Origin of the sequence: Exiguobacterium sp. s121, from assembly GCF_018617245.1 — a bacterium.
GTDB lineage: Bacteria > Bacillota > Bacilli > Exiguobacteriales > Exiguobacteriaceae > Exiguobacterium > Exiguobacterium profundum.
The window spans coordinates 1358772-1379552 of sequence record NZ_JACSJV010000001.1 but is presented as its reverse complement, the minus strand read 5'-3'; the positions used below and the strand labels follow the sequence as shown (position 1 = coordinate 1379552).

The window sequence follows — 20781 nt, the reverse complement described above, 5'->3', positions numbered from 1 at the left end:
ATCATCACAAAGGAGGTAAACACATGAAAAAAGTTGTTTCTACATCATTAATCGCAGGCGTATTGCTCGTACCACAATTGGTCGGTGCGGCAGAATTGAAGTCAGGCACTCTGACGAAACCATCAGAAAGTGCACCGACAACGATTGTAAAAGAATACGTCAAATCAAAAGGTGAGTTCAAGACGATCGAGTCGAAATCAGACAAAGTCGGGAAAGTGGTTAAGCTCCAACAGACAGTTGATGGCGTGCCAGTATTCGGTGGTGTGGTAGTCGGTGTCGTAGATGAAGCGGGTCAATTGAAGACAGTCGTGGATGATGCGAAATCGGTCAAGAACCTACATAAGTCGATCAAGTTAACTGAAAAGAAAGCCATCGCGAGTTACAAAAAGCTTGTCGGTCATAAAGGGGCCTACGAGCTCGAACCGGAAGCAGAATTGATTGTCTATCCAAAAGGTGACAAGTCGGTCTATGCATATCAAGTGACCGGAACGATCCTTGAAGCGGAAGAGCCATCACGTTGGACATACTTCATCGATGCGGGGACGGGTGAGGTACTCAATAAATTCGACCAGTTAGCTCACGCGAGACCGACGAACGGTGTGACAGGTACGACCTATACAGGAACGGGAATCGATGTACTCGGCTACAGCCAAACGTTCAAGACAACGAAGAGCGGTTCTTACTATTATCTTCAAGACTCTACGCGTGGAAAGGGAATCTATACGTACGATGCGAAAAACCGTACGACACTCCCAGGTTCGCTATGGGCTGACGTGGATAACGTCTTGAACACGACTTACGACCGTGCCGCTGTTTCTGCACACGTCAACGCGACAAAGACATATGATTTCTACAAAAACACTTACGGACGGAACAGCTATGACAACGCCGGAGCTGCATTAAACTCTACGGTTCACTATAGCCGCAGCTACAACAATGCGTTCTGGGATGGAAGTAAGATGGTATACGGAGACGGAGACGGTCAAACGTTCACGTATCTTTCAGGTGCACTTGACGTAGTCGCTCACGAATTGACTCACGCGGTCACGGAGTACACGGCAGGACTGATCTATCAAAACGAGTCTGGGGCGATCAACGAAGCAGTATCGGATATCCTAGGTACAGTGGCGGAATATAGCGTCGGCACTAACTTCGACTGGTTGGTAGGGGAAGACATCTACACACCAGGTGTAGCGGGCGACGGACTTCGTTCGATGGCGAACCCGGCTGCATACGGTGACCCAGATCACTACTCGAAACGTTACACAGGCACACAAGATAATGGTGGGGTTCACATCAACTCAGGTATCGTCAACAAAGCGGCATACCTCTTAGGTAATGGTGGATCACACTACGGCGTATCGGTACAAGGTGTAGGAGTCATGGCGATGGGGGATATCTACTACCGTGCCCTCAATGTTTACTTGACACCAACATCTAACTTCTCAAGCCTTCGTCAAGCGGTCGTGCAATCTGCGAAAGACCTTTACGGTGCGACAAGTCCGCAAGCCGTATCAGCTGCGAAATCATTTGACGCTGTCGGAATCTACTAAGTTCTCAACATCTCTTCCGAAATTTTCGGAAGGGATTTTCTTATGCAGTTTTTGGGTAAATCAAGGTTGAACGTCGAGCGAAAAGGAGAACGAGTATGAACACGAAGGATTTTATTGTGTCACCGAACAGCAAGATTCAATTAGATGATTATCCGACGACTGTTTCAGACAAACCAGAGGATGAGACGTTGACGACTGAACTCATTCCGAACAGTGTCGAGCGATTGAAAGAACTACATTGGCGATTGTATGCCGAGAGCAAGAAAGGGATTATCGTCGTCTTGCAGGCGCTTGATGCGGGTGGGAAAGACGAAGCGATCAGCTATATCTTTTCAAATTTGAACGCCCAAGGACTGAAGACGAATGCGTTTCAAAAACCTTCCGATACGGAGAAAAAGCACGACTATCTGTGGCGAATGCATGATTTGTTACCTGAAAGAGGACAGGTCGGAATTTTAAACCGATCCCATTATGAAGAGGTCATTGCGCCTCGTGTCCATGATTTGTTGGGGGATGAAGTACTTCCGGAAGAAATGGACCAGGAAGAGGTCTGGCAGATGCGCTATCGTCAAATCAACGATTATGAACGCTATTTACATGAAAACGGATTCGAAGTCATCAAGTTCTTTTTCAATGTATCTAAGGATAAACAACGAGATCGCTTGCTTGAACGGTTAAAGGACCCGAAAAAGAATTGGGAATTCTCCTTCAGTGACGTCGAAGAGCGACAGCATTGGGAAGAATATCAAGAAATCTTTGCCGAGATGTTGTCGCACACATCAACAGAAGTTTCACCGTGGTATGTGTTGCCGGCAGATGATGAGTGGTACAGTCGTTTTGTCATTTCGTCAGTCATGATTGATGTGCTTGAACGGATTGATCCACAGTATCCGACTTTCACGGATGAGGAACAAGAGCGAATCGACGAGGCCATCCAAACCCTTGAGAACGAGTAAGGCGTGGCGTTCTCGTGAACACTTAAAAATCCCCTTGCACTGAAAGCGAATTCAAGCTAAAGTGATACAGTAGATTAAAGGTCAGACATCTGTACAAAGGGGTAATGAGTGTGGGTAATGTAAGTTTACTATTCGGTGGCGTCGCACTGTTTTTAAATAGTCTCGTTCTTCTCGGGAAAGTGGATAGCAAGAGCGCAGGATTTTTTAGTTTGTTTACGGGACTCTTACAAACGTTTATCTCCACATGGTTATTGATTGGGGCGAGTCCAGAAGAGCAATTCGGTTTTGCGAGCATCTATCTATTTGCGTTCACTTATCTATATGTAGGGGTGACGTTTATTTTGAATTTAGACGGACGTGGCGTTGGCTGGTTCTCGCTATTCGTTTCGATTGCAGCCGCTTTTTATGGAGCAATGGCGATTGCAGAAAGTGATCCGATGGGGGCATTGACGTGGTTCTTCTGGTCATTCCTTTGGGCGCTGTTCTTTTTTGGAATGGGACTCGGGAAACCGAACGAGACCATCACAGCACGTGTCGCCCTCGTATTATCATGGTTGACGCTGATTGTCCCGGCGATGGTTGGGATGGCTGGACTGATGAACGGATGGTATGACATGGTTTGGTGGGCGGCGAGCGGTACGACAATCCTGTATTTCATCGTCTCTGTCAAACGTACGAAACAGACGATAGAAATTGCTTCATGAAGAATTAAAAAACGAATCGAGGACATCGGACGCGATCAAGTCGTGTCCGATGTCCTTTTTTATTGAACGCTGAAAGGTCGATATATGCAATACTTAGAAAAATGGAAATGAATGATACGGTACGAATGTCGTTAATTCTCAAAAAGTGGGGTTGAGTTGATGATTGCACTTGAAGCGTTGAAAAGTAGGCTTGTAAATAATCGAATCGAAATTCAAAATGAAGAGGGACATGTGGACACGTTACACTTTTCATTCAGTGAGCCCGCGACGGAAGTCGAAATCAAGCGATTGAAGCAAATGATGCCAAATGACGTTATCCATTTTTTAAAGAGCCATAATGGTGTTGAACTATTTGTCCATCCGACATATGGTGGAGGGATTCGACTCTTTAGTGTGGATGAAATCATCGAATATCGTGAAATATGGGAGTGCCCTGAACAATTCATCCCCGTCGGTGTCGGGAGAGATGGGGAATGGATTGTTTGCGAGGTCTTAAGCGAAAATGAGAACTACATTTGGATTGGAGAATTTTTGACGTACACAAATGACACCGAAAAACTTCCGATGGATTATAGACGCTGGTTCGACTATTTGATTGTCGCCCAAGGTGCTCATTTTTGGGATTGGTTCAGAGGTTAAAAGATGATGACTAAATATTTGATTTGAATGATGACTTTGAAATGCGCACTCTTTATTGAGTGTGCTTTTTTACAGTTATTTTGTGTCTAAAATGTGAAAAGTGGGAATGAGGAAGCTAAAGGAGGCGAAAGCAGATGAGTGATGGTCTCGTGTTATTACTCGGATTACTTTTATGTGGTTGGATGCTGTTTGCCGTCGTATTTGATGATAGAATAAAAAGAAGAATTTGATGGCCCGTCTCGTGAAGAGACGGGTTTTTAATTGAGGAGTGAGATGTATGAAAAAAACACCTGTCGTCGTCATCGTCGGGCCGACCGCTGTTGGCAAAACGAAGACGGGCATCGAACTAGCAAAAGCGTTCGACGGCGAGATCGTCTCGGGTGATTCGGTTCAAGTGTACCGGGGCATGGACATCGGTTCAGCAAAAGTGACGAAAGAAGAGGCCGAAGGGATCCCGCATCATTTGATTGATATTTGTGACCCTGATGATGCTATGAGTGTCGCGATGTTCCAACAATTGGCGCGTGCCGCCATCGATGATATTTATGCCCGTGGCAAGTTACCGATTATCGTCGGTGGGACGGGGCTATACATTCGCTCGATCTTATATGATTATGAATTTGTGGAGCAACCTGTCGATGAAGCACTGCGGGCTGAACTCGAACGGTTTGCAGAAGTCGAAGGGCGTGAAGCGCTACATCAACGATTGGTCCAACTTGACCCAGAGCGTGCGGCTACGATTCATCCAAATAACGTGCGTCGCGTCGTACGGGCGCTCGAGGTGGCGATGCAAGGTGATACACAGACAACAGACAGTACGCCATCTGAACATTATGATTATCGATTGTTCGTCCTCCACGCAGATCGTGAGATATTATACGACCGAATCAATCAACGCGTCGATACGATGATGGAAGCAGGACTTGTCGAAGAAGTCAAACGACTTTTGGCACAAGGATATCGTGATACGCAGGCGATGCGGGCCATCGGATATAAGGAAATGATTCCCTTTATCGATGGAAAGATGTCGAAAGAGAAAGCGACCGACTTGCTTAAACAGCACACAAGACAGTTCGCGAAACGGCAATTAACTTGGTTCCGTCATCAATTTGATGGAATTTGGGTGGATATGGGTCGAAAATCATTTGAACTATCATATAAAAATATTTATGATGATGTAGAGGGGTTTTTTCGAAAATTCCGATTATTTTAAAGAGATAAAGACTAGGGGGAATCCAGCATGAAAGCGAGCTACAACATTCAAGACCATTTTTTGAATCAACTTCGAAAAGAAATGGTACCAACGACCGTATTTTTAGTAAGCGGGTTTCAAATTCGAGGTGTCATCAAGTCATTTGATAACTTTACTGTCATCGTCGAGTCGGAAGGTCGTCAACAATTGATCTATAAGCATGCGATTTCGACATTCTCTCCGGCACGTAATGTAACACTATATGAGCCGGATGCAGTTGAAGTAACAGAAGGATGAGCATAAGAAAAGGAGCGGCCCGGGGACCGCTCCTTTTCTTATGCCGTTTTTGTCGTTCCGGGTTGTTTGATTGCCTCAAGAACACGCTGGATAGCGCATCCACCGAGGAGCGAATCCATTTGACCACAAATCTGAGTCGGCGTTGAACGGTGTAACAATGCGTATGTTCGCTTCCAAGCACGCTCTGCTGATTGGATTCGGACGAGAAGATCGGCGTGGCTCAGTTCTTTTAGTTTATCAATATTGAGTCGGTTAGTTCGAGCGAAAGCAGACAGGATAACCGCCTTCGCTAACGGCGTCTGAAGAGGATAACCAGAAAGCTCAAGCGCCGCCATAGCCCCTTTCATCTCATGCTCGACGATTTTGTCGAGTGATGCATCTTTGGCATATGGATTACCGGAAAGATGCGTGAGTGACTGTTCTAAGTCCTGCATCCCTACCGGACAAGTTGACCCTTGCAGAATATGTTCAATGGATTGTTGCTCTTGTGCATAACGTGTCGCTTCCCCCGAGGCGATGAAACGTTCATACGTATCGATTAATGAAATCATTATCGTTTCCCCCTTTATCGAACTACCTTTATCGTATCAATAATCGTAAGCGCTTTCAATATAATGATGGCAAAATCGACACCCTACTAGAAAGTATGTTCGCCTAATAGACGGAAACACGATACAATGTCATAAGATGCGAGGAGGGAATAATTATGAACTATTATCAACAAATTGATCCGGTCATCGGTTCATCGATGAACCATGATCGATTTCAAATACCACAAATAGACAAATCAAAGGACCGTTTAGACCAGTTAGCCGATGGGGCCCCTGTCCAAACAAAAGCGCTCGTCAGTACAGTCGAGGTTAGAGAAGGGAAGAATGGTGCGAAATGGCTTCAACTAAGTGTCACGACGGCGAACGGAATGATGCGTGCCAAACATTGGCTCCGTGGAAATGAAAGTGAACTGCTTCCAATCTACGAGTCGGGTGTCATCGAATTATCCGGGAAAATCGATGTCTATCCAAAACCGGATGGCGCCAAATCGATTACGATTGACCGCGTCCATCCTATCTCAAAAGATGAGGCAATCTCGTTATTACCAGGCTTGCCAGGGGATGAGACGATGGAGCAGTTTGCGGATGAATTGTTCAGTTTGATTGATACGTTGTCACCGACCTATCAACAGATCGCCTACGGCCTCCTTGATTTCGTTTGGGATGATTTCGTACTATCGCCAGCGGCACTCTACCACCATCATAACTATGCGGGAGGTCTATTGAAGCATACCGTGTGTATGCTTCGTCTCGGCTATCGGATTCAAGAGCAAGATGACTATTTGGCGATGGTGTTTCGTGTAATCAAAGAAGCGGAGCAGTTGCACAAAGTCGACCTTTGGAATACGATGAACGGTGTTAAAATCGAACAGGCATATAAAGGAACGTTTGAATCGCTGTATGCCGCCTGTGAAGCGATGGCCGAGCGGAAAGAACCGTTGAATTGGGATGAACTCGCACTTGGAATCCTCTTCCACGACATCGGAAAAATATATGAATACAGTCATCTGTTATCTAGTCCGAATCGTTTTGAGAAGTTATCTCCTGTTGAGGGCACAAGTGAAACGACCGGCATCTCCATCAACCCGATGGGCACACTAATCGGGCATATGCCATACGGTGGGCTATTGTTTGAAGAAACGTTACGCCAGACGTCGACGCGACTGCCATTGGATGTCCACCATCGAATCTGGCACATGATTTTATCACATCATGGGAAACGTGAGTGGGGATCGAGTGTCCTCCCGATGACGACGGAGGCTTGGATGCTTCACTTGATTGATTTATTGGATGCGCGTTATGAGAAATGGGCTCGCGCGCACGAAGATTTGTAAGAAAAGGGTGGTATCATGATTCCCGTACAATTAGTGACCGGGTTTTTAGGAGCAGGCAAGACAACGTATATGAACCGCTTACTCGCGGCGACGGATGAAAAAATTTGCTTGATCGTCAACGAGCTCGGCGCGATAAATATCGATGAACAATTGATCGTCAAGATGGACCAAGAGCAAATCGAACTCTCAAACGGATGTATTTGCTGTTCTATCCAAAATGATTTGAGTAAGACGTTCTATCAATTGGCTGCAAAGCAAGAAACATTCGACCGGGTCATCATCGAGACGACCGGTGTCGCGGATCCCGCACCAATCATTCAGACGATTTACTATGATGAATATTTGCGACAACACTTCAAAATGAATGCCATCTTGACGGTTGTGGATGCCAGTCAAATGGATCGTGAACTGTTCAAAGAAGGGATTCATCAAATCGCTTATGCCGATCTCATCTTGTTAAATAAAACCGATTTAGTGTCGACGGATGAACTCAATCAAGCACGCCGCCGAATCGAGCAACTCAATCCGACGGTGAGGATTGTAGAGACGATTCAAACAAAAGGCGATTACGAATTACTTGAGAGTACGTTCCAACTGTCACGTGTCGATGAACAGAAGTTGAGTCAACTGACAGAGACGAGTGAATCGGTCTCTTCCCTTCGTGCGATCACGTTGAGTGCCGAGCGTCCGTTGTCTCGAGAGCGCGTGACCCGTTACGTTCGTGAAGTGTTGATGCACTATGAGGATGCGATGTATCGGATGAAGGCGATTGTCCGCTTACAGGATGAGGAGCGCAAGTTTGTCATTCAAGCGACGAATCAGTTGATGGGCGCAACATTTGCAAATGAGATGCATGAAGGGGATCGTTCCGTATTTGTTTGGATTGGGAAGGAACTAGACCAAGATGCACTGGCACGGGGATTAAAAGCATGTGAGGTGGAGCAAGATGAAGCTTATTCTAGTTGACGGATTTAATTTATTGTCACGTTATTATTTTGCAACGGAGCGAAGACGAGCACAAGATCCGGAAGTGACGGTAAAAGGATTGCTTCGGAAGGTGGATTCCTGGACGACAGACTTTTCCCATATCGCTTTCTTTTGGGACGGGACACGAGAGTCCACACACCGCTACGCGCTGTATCCTGAATATAAAGCAACGCGTAACGGACTTCCGGAGCCGCTCTTTGAAGACTATTTGAAATTAAGGTCTGCTTTGGATGAACGAGGCATCTTACAATCCGAGTTGACGGGATATGAGGCCGATGATTTGATGGGCGCCGTCGCGACAGCGTTCCCGGGCGAATCGTACCTCTATTCTTCAGACCGCGATTTACTTCAGTTGTTGTCTCCGAACGTGTTTCAAATCATGCCGAAAAAAGGTGAGGAGCAGCTCGTCAATGAAGCTTCTTTTGAAATGATGTACGGGGTGAAACCATATCAGTTTGTCGACGTGAAGGCTTTGCAGGGAGACTCTTCGGATAACATCCCGGGGGTGCGTGGCATTGGTCCGAAGACGGCGACGATTTTGATTCAGCATTACGATACGATTGAGACGCTTTATGTGCATGTTCAAAATGAAACACTTGAAGCGCCCCATCAAAAGTATGCCAAAAAACTAGACGGCCATGAAGAAATCGCCCTCTTATCGAAACGACTGTCTCAGATTGATATCCATGCTCCTGTCAATACAGATTGGGAGGCGTACCGGTTTGGTTCACATCTATTTTGACGCGGCCACCAATCAGACGACTGGAGATAATGGAATCGGTGTGTGGATCAAGTCGTCCGACGGTACGGTATCGACGTTTAAACGTCGCATGCAAGGATTGACAAGCGTTCATGCGGAATTGGTTGCATGTGCTTATGCACTGGAACAAGCTCATGCATTAAAAGGTGAAACCTCATTCATGCTGTATTCCGACGCCGAAGTGATTGTTCGCGCATTAGAGCAACGTTTCATGAAAGATGCATCGGCGAAGCCTTTATTTCTGAAAGCACTGATTGCCTACGATGAATTGCCGACCGTGTTCTTAAAATGGGTCCCACGAGCGGAGAATCGAGCGGATGTGATTGCACGTGACGCATTGAATGGAATGAATTAAGCGACCGAGATCATTCTTGGTCGCTTTTTTGACGGAGTCATTTCTTTTTAGATGGTTTTTCGCTAAAATGAAAGCGTAGTCAACTATAGAGGGGGAATTATACATGGATTATCGGATCGAACGGGACACAATGGGGGAAATTAAAGTTCCAGCTACGGCGAAATGGGGAGCACAAACGCAACGTAGTCTTGAAAACTTTAAAATTGGTGCAGAGAAGATGCCACTTGAAATCGTATACGCATTTGCCATTTTGAAAAAAGGTGCCGCTTTAGCAAACGCTGAACTCGGTGTACTCGAGGAAGAGAAAGCAGCGATCATCGCAGAGGTGGCTGATGAGATTTTAGCAGGGCAACATGACGCAGAATTCCCGCTTGTCGTCTGGCAGACAGGGTCGGGCACGCAGTCAAACATGAACGTCAACGAAGTCATTGCGCATCTTGCGAATGAAAAGTTACAGGCTCGTGGAGCATCTATCACGATTCATCCGAATGATGACGTCAACAAATCGCAAAGCTCGAATGATACGTATCCAACTGCGATGCACATCGCCGCCATCCTTTCCGTACAAGATGATGTCCTTCCAGCAATCGACTCGCTTTATCAAACTCTTTCACAAAAAGCTGAGGCATTTATGGATATCGTCAAAATTGGTCGGACGCACCTTCAAGACGCGACGCCGGTCACACTCGGTCAAGAAATCAGTGGGTGGGTCCGGATGCTTGAATTGTCAAAACAGATGATCGAGCGCACGATTGAGCCACTCACGGAGCTTGCACTTGGAGGAACGGCCGTCGGAACTGGGATCAATGCACACCCTGAGTTCGGTGAAGTTGTAGCTAAGAAAATTTCAGAAGAGACGGGTAAACCGTTTGTGACAGCCGTCAACAAGTTCCACGCTCTCACGAGTCACGATCAACTCGTTTTCACACATGGTGCATTAAAAGCCTTAGCGATGGACGCGATGAAGATTGCGAACGACGTGCGTTGGTTGGCTTCTGGACCACGTGCAGGAATCGGAGAAATCACTATTCCGGAGAATGAACCAGGAAGTTCAATCATGCCAGGTAAAGTCAACCCGACTCAAAGTGAGGCGCTCACGATGGTTGCCGCACAAGTACTCGGAAATGATGCGACAATCGGTTTCGGGGCGAGTCAAGGGAACTTTGAATTGAACGTCTTCAAACCAGTCATTATGTATAATTTCCTACAGACTTGTCGTCTATTGACGGACAGCTTACATTCTTTCAATGATCACTGCGCTGTCGGAATCGAGCCGAATCATGAAGTGATCTCACATAATGTGGAGCAGTCACTCATGCTCGTTACAGCACTCAACCCGCATATCGGATACGAAAATGCAGCAAAAATTGCGAAATTGGCACATAAAAATGGTACTTCTTTAAAAGAAGCAGCCTTGGAAACCGGTTTATTGACTGAAGAACAATTTGATCAATGGATTCGTCCGGAAGAGATGACGTCACCGAACTTAAAAGTGAAAAAATAACACAAGGCGGTCGCAAGACCGCTTTTAGTATGTCTTTTTTAGGGCATAAGTCCTAGTAATATGTAAAACAATAGAAAATAAATAAGGAAATAGTTGTATTTCATCCTGAGAAGTCGCATAATCGAAACATAAGAGAATTCGGGGAGTACGAACATAGGGGGGACGGGAATGGAGCAAGGTCAACTCACTGAGCGTATACATATTATTTTGAAAAAGATATCGGAGTCGAGACAAATTCCAAAAAGCGATATCGAGTTTCTACTCGATTGGATGAAGAAGGAAGTTCGGCAACGACGATTGATGCATTTGTTAGAAATCTTTAGTCGTGTCGAGTCTGACGCGAAGGAGTTGCCAAGCGTCCTCACACATGCGGAAGCTTTGACCTTGATCTCTCCTGTGAAACGCTATATCCATACCGTCTTAGGGATTGAACAGGAGGATGAGGATCTCGTCCTCATCTTATCCGCAAGCTTTTCTACATTTAGTCGTTACAAGTCGCGCGTCGAGAAGCTCGGAGCACGTCCGGTATTTTTGCAGACACTAGAAGAGGCCGTCGAATACGATTATGAGGATGTGCCGAAAGCCATCATCATGGACGTTGAATTATGGCCACAATTTAAAGAGCGAGATATCCAATCTTTCGTTAGCAAGATGAGAAAGCTCTATGTTCCACTTATTGTCATCGGAACGAATGAACATTATCGTCTTGCGGCCTATTCATACGGATTCGACGATTATTGGGAATCGTGGGTGCCGATGGAGGAACGATTGGTGCGTCTCGGACTACATATCGAAAAATCACGTCTCGTATCAAAAGCGTTACTCGTGGATGAATTAACGGGTGCTTTCAACCGTAAGTATTTAAAGGCGACCTTTTCTCGGTTCATCTCGAGATTGGAGCGGTCTGGTGAGAGTTTTGCTGTCGCACTTCTCGATATCGATCACTTCAAACAATTGAATGATACGTTCGGTCACTCGTATGGCGATGACGTTCTTCATCGCGTTTCTGAAGAAATCCGTCATGCCATTCGTTCTAGTGATGAGCTCATCCGATACGGAGGAGAAGAATTCTTAATCCTCTTGAATGTCTCAGACCGTGCGATCGTCGAATCGGTACTCGAGCGAGTCCGAACACGTATCGAAGAAATGGAATTTCCATACGACCATCAGGTGACGGTGTCGATTGGATACACCCGAGTCTGCCAGACAGGCTATACACTCGGTGAATGGTGTGCCTACGCAGATGAGGCGCTGTATAAGGCGAAACGAGATGGTCGAAATCGTGTCGTCCGATACACTTCTGCTGTTCGTGAGGAGAAGCGAATCGCCTATGTGACGATGTCTGCCAATACCTATACATCGCTTGCTGATCGACTCCCCAAAGAGCATCGCCGATATGAAGTCGTATACCGTCCTTACGAGGCGTATTCTTGTAATGACAATATCGAGATGTTCGTCTTGGATGATGCGCGTGCGCAAGAAGCGAAAGGGACGTTGTCTGCTGTGAAAGAGCAACGAGGCAAATATAGTCACATTCTTGCTGTATCGAAACGAACGGCGTCTGAACTCGGAGCAATCTATGACGATTATGCGGATGGAGAACAAGACGAGGTCATCACGAGAAAAATTGAACAGTGGCTGGAAAAATTGCCAGACTAAAAAACAGACATCATGATGCGATGTCTGTTTTGTCGTATTGTTTGAATGAAAAGGCATATGCATGTGTTTCGTCTTGCGGGTGGTCGATTGTACTCGTAATTGACCATTCCCCAATCCGTTCGGGATAATACGTATCGGCCTCGAACGATGCAGCGACTTCCGTTGCATAGATCCGGCTCGTCATCAGCATCGTCTGCTCATATAACGTGGCGCCACCGATGACAAACCATTCTTCATCTTGACTCATTTCGACGAGACGGTCTAAATCATGCCAGACTTCGACTTGATCTGCTGAAAAGGAAACATCTGATGTGACGACAATATTGCGTCGGTTCGGTAACGCTTTACCGATGGACTCAAACGTCTTTCTTCCCATCACGACCGTTCCGCCAGACGTGATGGTCTTGAAATGTTTCAAGTCATCTGGCAAACGCCATAATAAGTCATTATCTTTTCCGATTTCACGACCTAATCCATATGCGACGACGTGTGAAATCATACGCTCACTTCTCCTTTGATGTGCGGATGCGGATCATATCCTAGAATTTCGAAGTCTTCAAAACGGAATGATTCGATTGAAGGGACGTCTCGGACAATGTTGAGTTTTGGTAGCGGACGTGGGTCACGCGACAACTGAAGTTCCACTTGTTCGAGATGGTTGTGGTAGATGTGTGCATCACCAAGGGTATGGACAAAGTCGCCGACTTCGAGTCCGGTCACGTGTGCGACCATATGCGTGAGTAGTGCGTATGAGGCGATATTGAACGGTACCCCTAAAAACGTATCAGCGCTCCGTTGATACAATTGACACGAAAGCTTTCCGTCAGCGACATAGAATTGGAACAATAGGTGACACGGCGGCAGGGCCATCTCCTCTAGCTGTCCTGGGTTCCATGCCGAGACGATCAACCTTCTTGAATCTGGGTTCGTCTTGATTTGGTCAATCACTTGAGCCAACTGATCGACAGAAGAACCGTCCGGGCGTGGGAAAGAACGCCACTGTGAACCGTATACTGGACCAAGATTGCCTTCTTCGTCTGCCCATTCGTTCCAAATGCGGACCCCGTTATCTTGAAGGTATCGGACGTTCGTCTCTCCTGAGATGAACCATAATAGTTCGTGAATGATGGAACGAATATGTAATTTCTTCGTCGTGATAAGGGGGAACCCTTCTTGCAGATTGAAACGCATTTGGTAACCAAATACACTCGTTGTCCCGGTCCCGGTACGGTCTTCTTTTACGACACCATGGTCGAGGATGTGTCGACATAAGTCATGATATTGTTTCATACGTGATGTTCCTCCTTCTCAATCTCCTACCACTAAAGGTATCAATTGTGGGAAGGAAACACAAGATATAGTGTCGTGAATCAGGATGAATCCATATACTGAAAAAACAATCATGATTCTTCGTTTTCGTGACTAGCGGTTTCGGGTATAATGGGGAATGAATAAAAGGAGGGGTTTGATGAAATTACAAGGGAAGAAAGTCCTTCAACTTGTCAGTAATGACTTTGAGGATTTAGAGCTTTGGTACCCGGTACATCGCCTTCGTGAAGAAGGGGCGCACGTGATCCTCGCTGGGGAGAAGGCCGATCACGCATATATCGGTAAATACGGTGTGCCAGCAAAATCTGACGTGGCGTTTGATGATGTGGACATTACATCGTTCGATGCGATTCTCGTGCCAGGCGGATGGTCACCTGACTTATTGCGCCGTTTCGATTCGGTGAAAGGATTCGTCCGTTATATGGATGAACAAAAACGACCAATCGGTCAAATCTGTCACGCCGGTTGGGTGTTGATTTCTGCGAACATTCTAGACGGGGTGAACGTGACGAGCACGCCGGGAATCAAAGATGACATGGAAAATGCGGGAGCGATTTGGCATGATGAGCCGGTCGTCGTCGATGGACATATCGTCTCAAGTCGTCGTCCGCCAGACTTGCCAGATTATATGCGTGCGTTCATCGACGTGTTCGCAAAACAGTAACTGAACCATAAAGGAGCTATTCAACGTTGAACTTAAAATCGAATCCATTACTTCGTAAATCAATGCAGTCCACAGCTTTCAGTGCCGAACCGATGACGAAAGCAGGTACATGGTCTAAGGTGTTCACCTTGCTTTTACTCGTGACAGCGGCAGCCGGTACGACATGGCTTGTCGTCCCGACAATCGGAGAAGGGCTCTTGTTCCCGCTCATGATCGGGTCACTCATCCTCGGCTTTATCTTTGCTTTGCTCATCACGTTTAAACCAAATACGGCTCCGGTCGTCGCACCCCTTTACGGGATTATCGAAGGTGTCTTCGTCGGCTCGATTTCGTATTTCTTTGAAGCGATGGTCCCTGGTATTGTGGGACGTGCCGTATTAACGACGTTTGTCGTCGCCTTTGCGATGTGGTTTGTCTATACGACAGGGCTTGTCAAAGTGACACAGAAGTTTAAAGCCGGTGTCATGGCAGCCATGTTCACAGTCATGTTGTTATATCTCGTGCAACTCGTGATGAGTTTGTTCGGTTCAGGCTTGGCATTCATGACCGGTTCAAGCCCACTTGCGATCGGTGTTCAATTCGTGATTGTCATCGTCGCTTCACTCGCTCTCGTCTTAGATTTCGACTTTATCGCAAGTCAAGTCGAAGCTCGGGCTCCGAAACAGTTGGAATGGGTCGCGGCATTCGGATTAATCGTCACGCTCGTGTGGCTCTACATCGAGTTGTTAGATTTACTTTATCGTCTAGCGATGAGAGAATAAGAATCAATCATCGATCCGTTGGGTCGATGATTTTTTTACGAAAGGATGTGTCCATCTGTCTGCGCAAGACAGATTTATGATGAAGAAAATAGTGATTATCGGGTCAGGGATCGTCGGTGTTTCGGCTGCCTATCATTTAGCTGGTAAAGCGGATGTAACGGTCATTGACCGGAAAGAAGAAGGAAGAGCAACGGATGCGGCGGCTGGAATCGTATGTCCGTGGATTGCGCAGCGACGCAACAAAGCTTGGTATGCACTGGCGAAAGGCGGAGCAAGCTATTATCCTAAGGTCGTCAAAGAGCTGGAGGCTGAAGGGGAGACGGATACCGGATACAAACGTGTCGGGACGCTTGCGCTCCATGAAGAAACAAAGCTCGACCAGATGATGGAGCGAACGTTGCTTCGTCGAGAAGAAGCGCCAGAAATCGGTGAACTCGAACGACTGACTGCTGAAGAGGCACAACATCGTTTCCCACCGTTATCCGATGAATACGATGCACTCTTCGTGACAGGAGGGGCTAGAGTCGACGGCGGACGCTTTCGCGCTGCACTTGAGAGAGTCGCTATCAAGCGTGGCGTCACATTTGTCAACGGTTCAGCACGGTTGACGAGCGGAGATGAGATTGGTGTGGAGTGTGACGGAGTGAGATATGAAGCGGATGAAATCATCCTTGCGACGGGTGCTTGGTTACCGGAACTGTTACAGCCTCTTGGATATACGGTACGAGTCGAAGGGGAAAAGGCCCAGCTCGTCCACGTCCAGTTGAAGGATACAGATGCATCTGACTGGCCGGTCGTCATGCCGCCACGACGCCGCTATTTACTCGGATTTGACGACGGGAAAGTGGTCATCGGTTCGACACATGAGAAAGGAAAAGCGTTCGACGTTCGTCCGACTGCAATCGGAGTACACGAAGTACTGACGAAAGGTTTGGAGTCGGCACCTGGACTTTCCGAGGCAGAACTCGTGGGGACGAAAGTCGGCTTCCGTCCGGTCACACCGAATTCAATTCCCGTACTCGGAAGGGTGCCTGGGGCAGAAAAACTGTTGGTCGCCAACGGTCTGGGATCATCCGGTTTGACGGTCGGCCCGTTCATCGGAAAAGTGTTGAGTGACCTCGTTCTGACAGGAGACGCGGAAGTGGATCTATCGCTCTATCCAATTGAAGACTTTATCTATCACACATAAAAAAGGTGACTGTCTGCTTGCTTGAGACAGTCACCTTTTAGCGTTTCATGACTCCATTCAAAAAGAAATGAAAGTAGACTTCCATCGTTTCCTTCATATTCTCGATTGAAAACTGAGGATCGGACAGGATAGCCTGTTGCATGAATTGTACATAGCGTAAATAAGAAGAAGTGGATAACGTCGAATCAATTGACCCTTGGGCCTTCCCGTATTCAATCAACCGGGCGAAAGCAGTATATCCTCGAGTCGCAAGCTGTTCCCAGTTCGGGTCTTGTTGAATCATTGCTGTGATGGTCTCGTCAAAGAGAACCGCCGACTGGATTTTTCGTGTTAGGATCTCGACGAGTAACGCATCGAATGGAGCGTTCGATTCAATCGCATGTTCAATCCAACTCATCTGCTCTTCTGTCATCTGCTTTAGGACTTGCACGATAACCTGGTCTTTTGACCCAAAGTAATTATAGATAGATACGGGGGAGACGTGCGCTCGACTCGCTAACTCACTGATTGTGAATCGGGATTGTTTTTCTGCCATCAAGTCATAGGCGGCACGTAAGATCGCTTGTTGTTTTTCTTCGGTGCGTTTCGCAAATCCATCCATTGATTTAAGCGCTCCTCTCTCTAGTTTTGTAATCAATATACCATTTCCATTTCAAAAAAGAACGTGATATACTAGTTTTGTAATCATATCGCTCAGATATTACAAAAAAGGAGGGTTCGAGATGATTCGGATTCAGCGATTGACGAAACGATTTGATGCCACACATGGTATTTTTGACGTTTCACTACATGTATCACCAGGTACAATCTTCGGATTCATCGGACCGAACGGCGCTGGGAAATCCACAACGATTCGACATTTGATGGGTCTTTTGAAGCCGAGTGAAGGCAAGGCGACCATCAACGGATTCGACTGTTGGCAGGAGACGGAGCAAGTGAAACGGAGTGTCGGCTATTTGCCAGGAGAAATCAATTATCCCCAGAACATGACGGGAGAAGAAATCATTCGATTGACGCGCCATTTGCACAAAACGAATTCGGATCGTGAACGGCAATTACGTGAACGGTTTTCATTCGATGAGGCGACGAAAGTACGGAAGATGTCAAAGGGGATGAAGCAAAAACTCGCCATCATCACCTGTTTCATGAAAGATGTGCCCGTCTATATATTGGATGAACCGACGAGCGGATTAGACCCGCTCATGCAAGATCGTCTAATCGATTGGTTAATTGAAGAAAAGCAATCTGGGAAAGCGATTCTCATGAGTTCTCACCATTTCCCTGAGATGGAACGGACGTGCGACCGTGCCGCGTTGATTAAAGATGGACGCATCATCATCGAAGAGGACATGGAACAATTACGACAACATAGCGTGAAACGGTACCGAGTCGAATTTTCAACGGAAGCGGAAGCCGTTCGATTCGCGGCCGATTCTGGTGAACGGGACGGCATGCATGTTGAGGTCACCATCTCGACACCGATAGAGCTGAACCACCTCATCCGAACATTGGCGGAGTTTCAGGTTCAATCACTGACAAGTGGCACAGACGAGCTCGAACATCTATTCATGCAGTATTACGGGGAGGCGACATGACATGTTAATTCGCTCCATGTTGAAACAGAATCGCAGTTGGATTCTAGGATATTCAGTCGGGACTAGCATATATCTCTTTTTCTTAGCCGCAATCTTCCCATCTATTCAAGAAACAGGATTGATTGAGGCAAAATTAGAGTCGTTGCCACCTGAGCTTCTCGATGTCTTCCAAATCGATGCGTCGATGGCGATGGACAACGTCCTCAATCTATTGTCGAGTAACTATTATGGCTTGATTTTCTACGTCCTCGCAGTTTTATTCGCATTGACTTTCGCCTCGAAACTGTTGGCCAAACCGGTCGATTCTGGAGAAATCATGCTGTATATGGCGGCCCCGATTTCTCGAGTCACGTATGTGATGTCAAGCTTTGTTGTGTTGATTGTGGCAGTCGGGCTATTTGTCGGTCTAAATGGGTTGAGTTTAATGGCAGCGGACCTTCTGTTCGATTTACAAATCGACTATGCGGTATTGTGGATGCTTCAATTGAATGGAGCGCTCATGTTGCTCGTCCTAGGCGTAGCCGCTTATGTGATTGCGAGTCTGTTCGATGATAGTAGTAAATCCTATATGGTGACGGGTGGAATCTTCACGTTCTTTCTCATGGTGAACATCATCCAAGGAGTGAGCGATCAATTCGATTGGATGTCAAACCTCTCATTCTTCTCTCTCTTTGACGCCGGTGCCATCATGCGTGAGGAATATTGGGGAATCCATTTCATCTGGTTACTCGGTCTCCTGACCATCTTTTCAGCACTCTCGTTCATCCGATTCACCCGAAAAGATTTGACGATTTAGTTTTCCGAAATAAATTCTCGGGTATGATACAATCAGCTCGTTAGAATGAAAAGGGGATGAATGAGATGCTTTACGCAACATTACGAAATAAGGTCGAAATTCCGATGATCGGCTTTGGTGTCTGGAAGGTCGATAATGAAACCGAGGCACCAGCTGCTGTCGTTGAAGCCATCAAAACAGGCTATCGTCACATCGATACGGCTGCAATCTATAAAAATGAAGAGGGCGTTGCGAAGGGAATTCATCTCTCAGGTGTAGACCGCTCTGAATTGTTCATCACGTCGAAGATTTGGAATGATGACATTCGTGAAGGCAAAACGAAAGAGGCATTCGAAGACTCGTTAAAACGACTCCAGACAGATTATTTGGACCTTTGTCTGTTGCATTGGCCGGTAGATGGGTTCGTCGATGCGTGGAAAGATCTCATCGATTTATATGAAGCCGGAAAAATCAAAGCAATCGGTGTATCCAACTTTAAAGAACACCACTTAGAAACATTGAAAGAAGCCGGTCTGATGGCGCCACTCATCAATCAAGTTGAACTTCATCCACAACTCCCGCAACCGGATTTGTTGGATTACTGCCAAGATGAAGGGATTCAAATCGAGGCATGGAGTCCACTCATGCAAGGAAAGTTTTTAGACATCCCTGCTTTTTCTGAGATTGCAGAAAAACATGGGAAGACGCCGGCACAGATAGTTCTCCGTTGGCATCTTGAGTCTGGTCATGTCGCGTTACCGAAATCGGTGACACCACATCGAATCCGTGAGAACTTTGATGTATTCGACTTCTCACTCGATGCGGACGATTTGGCGAAAATCGATCAAGTGGCGACAGGGGAACGTCTCGGACCAGATCCAGACGAAATCGACTTTTAATTGAGAAGGGGTTCGCATATGCGAGCCCCTTTATACGTGTAGAGTCACATGGATGCGGGTATTGAATATTATGTTACAAAAGGAGGTGTTTGATCTTCATTTAGAAGATCGTGCTTATGGACTTATCAAAATGGCCGATTGTAAACTGGGTCGCTTTTTTAGCGACCGTCGTCATCAACTATTTCGCGAGCGGCGACAACGCGGCGGTTTCGGACCGCATCGATATCTACTTTAAGCCGGCAGGGTACGCTTTCTCAATTTGGGGTGTCATCTATGTCGCGCTTCTTGTCTGGCTGGTGCTCCAGTTGAAGAAAGGGACGACGGCGAATCGTCAAGCCGAGCGAATGAAAGCCGGATTTTTAGTCTCTTGCGTGTTGAATGGTTTATGGTTATTGGCATTCACGAACGAATGGTTCGTCGTCTCACTTGTCATCATGGTGTTGTTCCTGGCGACGCTGTGCTGGTTGTATTACATCGCTTTTCGAACGTCTACGAGTTGGCTCGATCGGTTCCCGTTCTCCATCTACATCGGCTGGGTATCAGTCGCGACCATCGTCAACACGTTCGTTGTGATGAAGACGGAACAGATCACGTCGCTGTTAGGTCTTGATGAACTTGCCTGGACCTCACTTATGCTGATGGTCGGTGTAGTCCTTGCCCTCCTCTTTATGTGGTGGCATCATGATTTCATCTACCCACTCGTATTCGTATGGGCGTATATCGGAATCTTTGCTAGAATCGAAGAAGGCACACTCTATGTTGTGATTGTTAGCGCCCTTGCATTGCTAGCGATTGGGTATATCGGTTTGATTTTGTGGAAACGTCCGAAATCGTTTTTGCATCATACGCGTAAAACAGTAGAACAATAATCAAGAAAAGGGTATCTTCAGGATATCCTTTTTTGCGTTCTTAAGAACCTATAAATAAATAATATTTATGGATATTTATTCTTTATTGAACATAACTAAAAACGATAAATCCATTGATAACAGTTATGTATACGCTTTCAATAGCACTCTTTGAGATTCTTGTTATGCAAAAATGCATGCAACTCACTTGATTTTTCAGAATATTTAGA

Annotated in this window: 23 protein-coding genes; 19 read left to right on the top strand and 4 right to left on the bottom strand. The window is 46.4% G+C overall.

Annotation, left to right across the window (positions count from 1 at the left end):
• Positions 1-23 precede the first annotated feature (23 nt).
• The 6 genes from KOG47_RS07085 (at position 24) to hfq (ending at position 5341) form a co-directional block, all read left to right on the top strand.
• A complete protein-coding gene (locus tag KOG47_RS07085) occupies positions 24-1553 on the top strand; it encodes a M4 family metallopeptidase (RefSeq protein WP_159562219.1) in 1530 nt (509 codons plus the stop codon).
• A 95-nt stretch (positions 1554-1648) separates the two neighbouring features.
• Complete coding sequence (locus KOG47_RS07080; protein WP_215244001.1) at positions 1649-2509, top strand: PPK2 family polyphosphate kinase; 861 nt, start codon at positions 1649-1651, stop codon at positions 2507-2509.
• A gap of 104 nt (positions 2510-2613) precedes the next feature.
• Positions 2614-3213 carry an AmiS/UreI family transporter gene (locus KOG47_RS07075; protein WP_251131816.1) on the top strand — a complete coding sequence of 200 codons (600 nt, stop codon included), beginning with the start codon at positions 2614-2616 and terminating at the stop codon, positions 3211-3213.
• A 159-nt stretch (positions 3214-3372) separates the two neighbouring features.
• The gene (locus KOG47_RS07070; protein WP_215243999.1) at positions 3373-3852 is read left to right on the top strand and encodes an SMI1/KNR4 family protein; all 480 of its coding nucleotides are present in this window, start codon (positions 3373-3375) and stop codon (positions 3850-3852) included.
• Positions 3853-4129: 277 nt separating this feature from the next.
• Positions 4130-5065, top strand: coding sequence for a tRNA (adenosine(37)-N6)-dimethylallyltransferase MiaA (gene miaA / locus KOG47_RS07065; RefSeq protein WP_215243998.1), 936 nt, complete (start codon positions 4130-4132; stop codon positions 5063-5065).
• 27 nt (positions 5066-5092) lie between these two features.
• Complete coding sequence (gene hfq, locus KOG47_RS07060; protein ID WP_012726185.1) at positions 5093-5341, top strand: RNA chaperone Hfq; 249 nt, start codon at positions 5093-5095, stop codon at positions 5339-5341.
• A 38-nt stretch (positions 5342-5379) separates the two neighbouring features.
• Here hfq and KOG47_RS07055 read toward each other — a convergent pair whose 3' ends face one another.
• A complete protein-coding gene (locus tag KOG47_RS07055) occupies positions 5380-5892 on the bottom strand; it encodes a hypothetical protein (RefSeq protein WP_214690977.1) in 513 nt (170 codons plus the stop codon).
• A 155-nt stretch (positions 5893-6047) separates the two neighbouring features.
• Between KOG47_RS07055 and KOG47_RS07050 the strand changes: the two genes are divergently transcribed.
• The 6 genes from KOG47_RS07050 (at position 6048) to KOG47_RS07025 (ending at position 12491) form a co-directional block, all read left to right on the top strand.
• On the top strand, positions 6048-7226 hold the full coding sequence (locus KOG47_RS07050; protein ID WP_215243997.1) for an HD domain-containing protein: 1179 nt from the start codon (positions 6048-6050) through the stop codon (positions 7224-7226).
• Positions 7227-7241: 15 nt separating this feature from the next.
• Positions 7242-8192 carry a CobW family GTP-binding protein gene (locus KOG47_RS07045; protein WP_215243996.1) on the top strand — a complete coding sequence of 317 codons (951 nt, stop codon included), beginning with the start codon at positions 7242-7244 and terminating at the stop codon, positions 8190-8192.
• Positions 8173-8955: a 5'-3' exonuclease gene (locus KOG47_RS07040; RefSeq protein ID WP_214690974.1), complete on the top strand. Its 783-nt coding sequence runs from the start codon at positions 8173-8175 to the stop codon at positions 8953-8955. Before KOG47_RS07045 ends, KOG47_RS07040 begins: the two co-directional genes overlap by 20 nt.
• Entirely contained in the window at positions 8936-9328 is a 393-nt protein-coding gene (locus KOG47_RS07035) for a reverse transcriptase-like protein (protein WP_215243995.1), read from the top strand. The genes KOG47_RS07040 and KOG47_RS07035 overlap by 20 nt, the downstream gene beginning before the upstream one ends.
• A gap of 103 nt (positions 9329-9431) precedes the next feature.
• Entirely contained in the window at positions 9432-10832 is a 1401-nt protein-coding gene (fumC, locus tag KOG47_RS07030) for a class II fumarate hydratase (protein WP_159562227.1), read from the top strand.
• A gap of 168 nt (positions 10833-11000) precedes the next feature.
• Positions 11001-12491, top strand: a complete 1491-nt coding sequence (locus KOG47_RS07025) for a GGDEF domain-containing protein (RefSeq protein WP_215243994.1) — start codon at positions 11001-11003, stop codon at positions 12489-12491.
• Positions 12492-12501: 10 nt separating this feature from the next.
• On the opposite strand, the gene KOG47_RS07020 is transcribed toward KOG47_RS07025, so the two are convergent.
• Both KOG47_RS07020 and KOG47_RS07015 read right to left on the bottom strand, forming a co-directional pair.
• Positions 12502-12990 carry a dihydrofolate reductase gene (locus KOG47_RS07020; RefSeq protein ID WP_074037102.1) on the bottom strand — a complete coding sequence of 163 codons (489 nt, stop codon included), beginning with the start codon at positions 12988-12990 and terminating at the stop codon, positions 12502-12504.
• The gene (locus tag KOG47_RS07015) at positions 12987-13781 is read right to left on the bottom strand and encodes a thymidylate synthase (RefSeq protein ID WP_074037101.1); all 795 of its coding nucleotides are present in this window, start codon (positions 13779-13781) and stop codon (positions 12987-12989) included. The genes KOG47_RS07020 and KOG47_RS07015 overlap by 4 nt, the downstream gene beginning before the upstream one ends.
• A 178-nt stretch (positions 13782-13959) precedes the next feature.
• Between KOG47_RS07015 and KOG47_RS07010 the strand changes: the two genes are divergently transcribed.
• From KOG47_RS07010 to KOG47_RS07000, 3 genes are all read left to right on the top strand, one after another.
• A complete protein-coding gene (locus KOG47_RS07010; RefSeq protein WP_074037100.1) occupies positions 13960-14484 on the top strand; it encodes a type 1 glutamine amidotransferase domain-containing protein in 525 nt (174 codons plus the stop codon).
• Positions 14485-14510: 26 nt separating this feature from the next.
• Entirely contained in the window at positions 14511-15245 is a 735-nt protein-coding gene (locus KOG47_RS07005) for a Bax inhibitor-1/YccA family protein (RefSeq protein ID WP_214690970.1), read from the top strand.
• A 79-nt stretch (positions 15246-15324) separates the two neighbouring features.
• Positions 15325-16434 (top strand): NAD(P)/FAD-dependent oxidoreductase, encoded by a 1110-nt coding sequence (locus tag KOG47_RS07000; protein ID WP_214690969.1) that lies wholly within the window; start codon positions 15325-15327, stop codon positions 16432-16434.
• A gap of 37 nt (positions 16435-16471) precedes the next feature.
• On the opposite strand, the gene KOG47_RS06995 is transcribed toward KOG47_RS07000, so the two are convergent.
• Positions 16472-17035 (bottom strand): TetR/AcrR family transcriptional regulator, encoded by a 564-nt coding sequence (locus KOG47_RS06995; RefSeq protein WP_214690968.1) that lies wholly within the window; start codon positions 17033-17035, stop codon positions 16472-16474.
• A gap of 121 nt (positions 17036-17156) precedes the next feature.
• Between KOG47_RS06995 and KOG47_RS06990 the strand changes: the two genes are divergently transcribed.
• The 4 genes from KOG47_RS06990 to KOG47_RS06975 all read left to right on the top strand — a co-directional run bounded on the left by KOG47_RS06990 (position 17157) and on the right by KOG47_RS06975 (position 20572).
• Entirely contained in the window at positions 17157-18029 is an 873-nt protein-coding gene (locus KOG47_RS06990) for an ABC transporter ATP-binding protein (protein ID WP_074037097.1), read from the top strand.
• A gap of 1 nt (position 18030) precedes the next feature.
• On the top strand, positions 18031-18825 hold the full coding sequence (locus tag KOG47_RS06985; protein WP_214690967.1) for an ABC transporter permease subunit: 795 nt from the start codon (positions 18031-18033) through the stop codon (positions 18823-18825).
• Positions 18826-18890: 65 nt separating this feature from the next.
• Positions 18891-19703 carry an aldo/keto reductase gene (locus KOG47_RS06980; RefSeq protein WP_078146830.1) on the top strand — a complete coding sequence of 271 codons (813 nt, stop codon included), beginning with the start codon at positions 18891-18893 and terminating at the stop codon, positions 19701-19703.
• Positions 19704-19819: 116 nt separating this feature from the next.
• Complete coding sequence (locus KOG47_RS06975; protein WP_196430647.1) at positions 19820-20572, top strand: tryptophan-rich sensory protein; 753 nt, start codon at positions 19820-19822, stop codon at positions 20570-20572.
• Positions 20573-20781: the final 209 nt, after the last annotated feature.

Coding starts and splice junctions, on each gene's coding strand:
- KOG47_RS07085 (WP_159562219.1), top strand. CDS start 24: ATGAAAAAAGTTGTTTCTACATCATTAATCGCAGGCGTATTGCTCGTA.
- KOG47_RS07080 (WP_215244001.1), top strand. CDS start 1,649: ATGAACACGAAGGATTTTATTGTGTCACCGAACAGCAAGATTCAATTA.
- KOG47_RS07075 (WP_251131816.1), top strand. CDS start 2,614: ATGAGTGTGGGTAATGTAAGTTTACTATTCGGTGGCGTCGCACTGTTT.
- KOG47_RS07070 (WP_215243999.1), top strand. CDS start 3,373: ATGATTGCACTTGAAGCGTTGAAAAGTAGGCTTGTAAATAATCGAATC.
- miaA (WP_215243998.1), top strand. CDS start 4,130: ATGAAAAAAACACCTGTCGTCGTCATCGTCGGGCCGACCGCTGTTGGC.
- hfq (WP_012726185.1), top strand. CDS start 5,093: ATGAAAGCGAGCTACAACATTCAAGACCATTTTTTGAATCAACTTCGA.
- KOG47_RS07055 (WP_214690977.1), bottom strand. CDS start 5,892: ATGATTTCATTAATCGATACGTATGAACGTTTCATCGCCTCGGGGGAA.
- KOG47_RS07050 (WP_215243997.1), top strand. CDS start 6,048: ATGAACTATTATCAACAAATTGATCCGGTCATCGGTTCATCGATGAAC.
- KOG47_RS07045 (WP_215243996.1), top strand. CDS start 7,242: ATGATTCCCGTACAATTAGTGACCGGGTTTTTAGGAGCAGGCAAGACA.
- KOG47_RS07040 (WP_214690974.1), top strand. CDS start 8,173: ATGAAGCTTATTCTAGTTGACGGATTTAATTTATTGTCACGTTATTAT.
- fumC (WP_159562227.1), top strand. CDS start 9,432: ATGGATTATCGGATCGAACGGGACACAATGGGGGAAATTAAAGTTCCA.
- KOG47_RS07025 (WP_215243994.1), top strand. CDS start 11,001: ATGGAGCAAGGTCAACTCACTGAGCGTATACATATTATTTTGAAAAAG.
- KOG47_RS07020 (WP_074037102.1), bottom strand. CDS start 12,990: ATGATTTCACACGTCGTCGCATATGGATTAGGTCGTGAAATCGGAAAA.
- KOG47_RS07015 (WP_074037101.1), bottom strand. CDS start 13,781: ATGAAACAATATCATGACTTATGTCGACACATCCTCGACCATGGTGTC.
- KOG47_RS07010 (WP_074037100.1), top strand. CDS start 13,960: ATGAAATTACAAGGGAAGAAAGTCCTTCAACTTGTCAGTAATGACTTT.
- KOG47_RS07000 (WP_214690969.1), top strand. CDS start 15,325: ATGAAGAAAATAGTGATTATCGGGTCAGGGATCGTCGGTGTTTCGGCT.
- KOG47_RS06995 (WP_214690968.1), bottom strand. CDS start 17,035: ATGGATGGATTTGCGAAACGCACCGAAGAAAAACAACAAGCGATCTTA.
- KOG47_RS06990 (WP_074037097.1), top strand. CDS start 17,157: ATGATTCGGATTCAGCGATTGACGAAACGATTTGATGCCACACATGGT.
- KOG47_RS06985 (WP_214690967.1), top strand. CDS start 18,031: ATGTTAATTCGCTCCATGTTGAAACAGAATCGCAGTTGGATTCTAGGA.
- KOG47_RS06980 (WP_078146830.1), top strand. CDS start 18,891: ATGCTTTACGCAACATTACGAAATAAGGTCGAAATTCCGATGATCGGC.
- KOG47_RS06975 (WP_196430647.1), top strand. CDS start 19,820: ATGGACTTATCAAAATGGCCGATTGTAAACTGGGTCGCTTTTTTAGCG.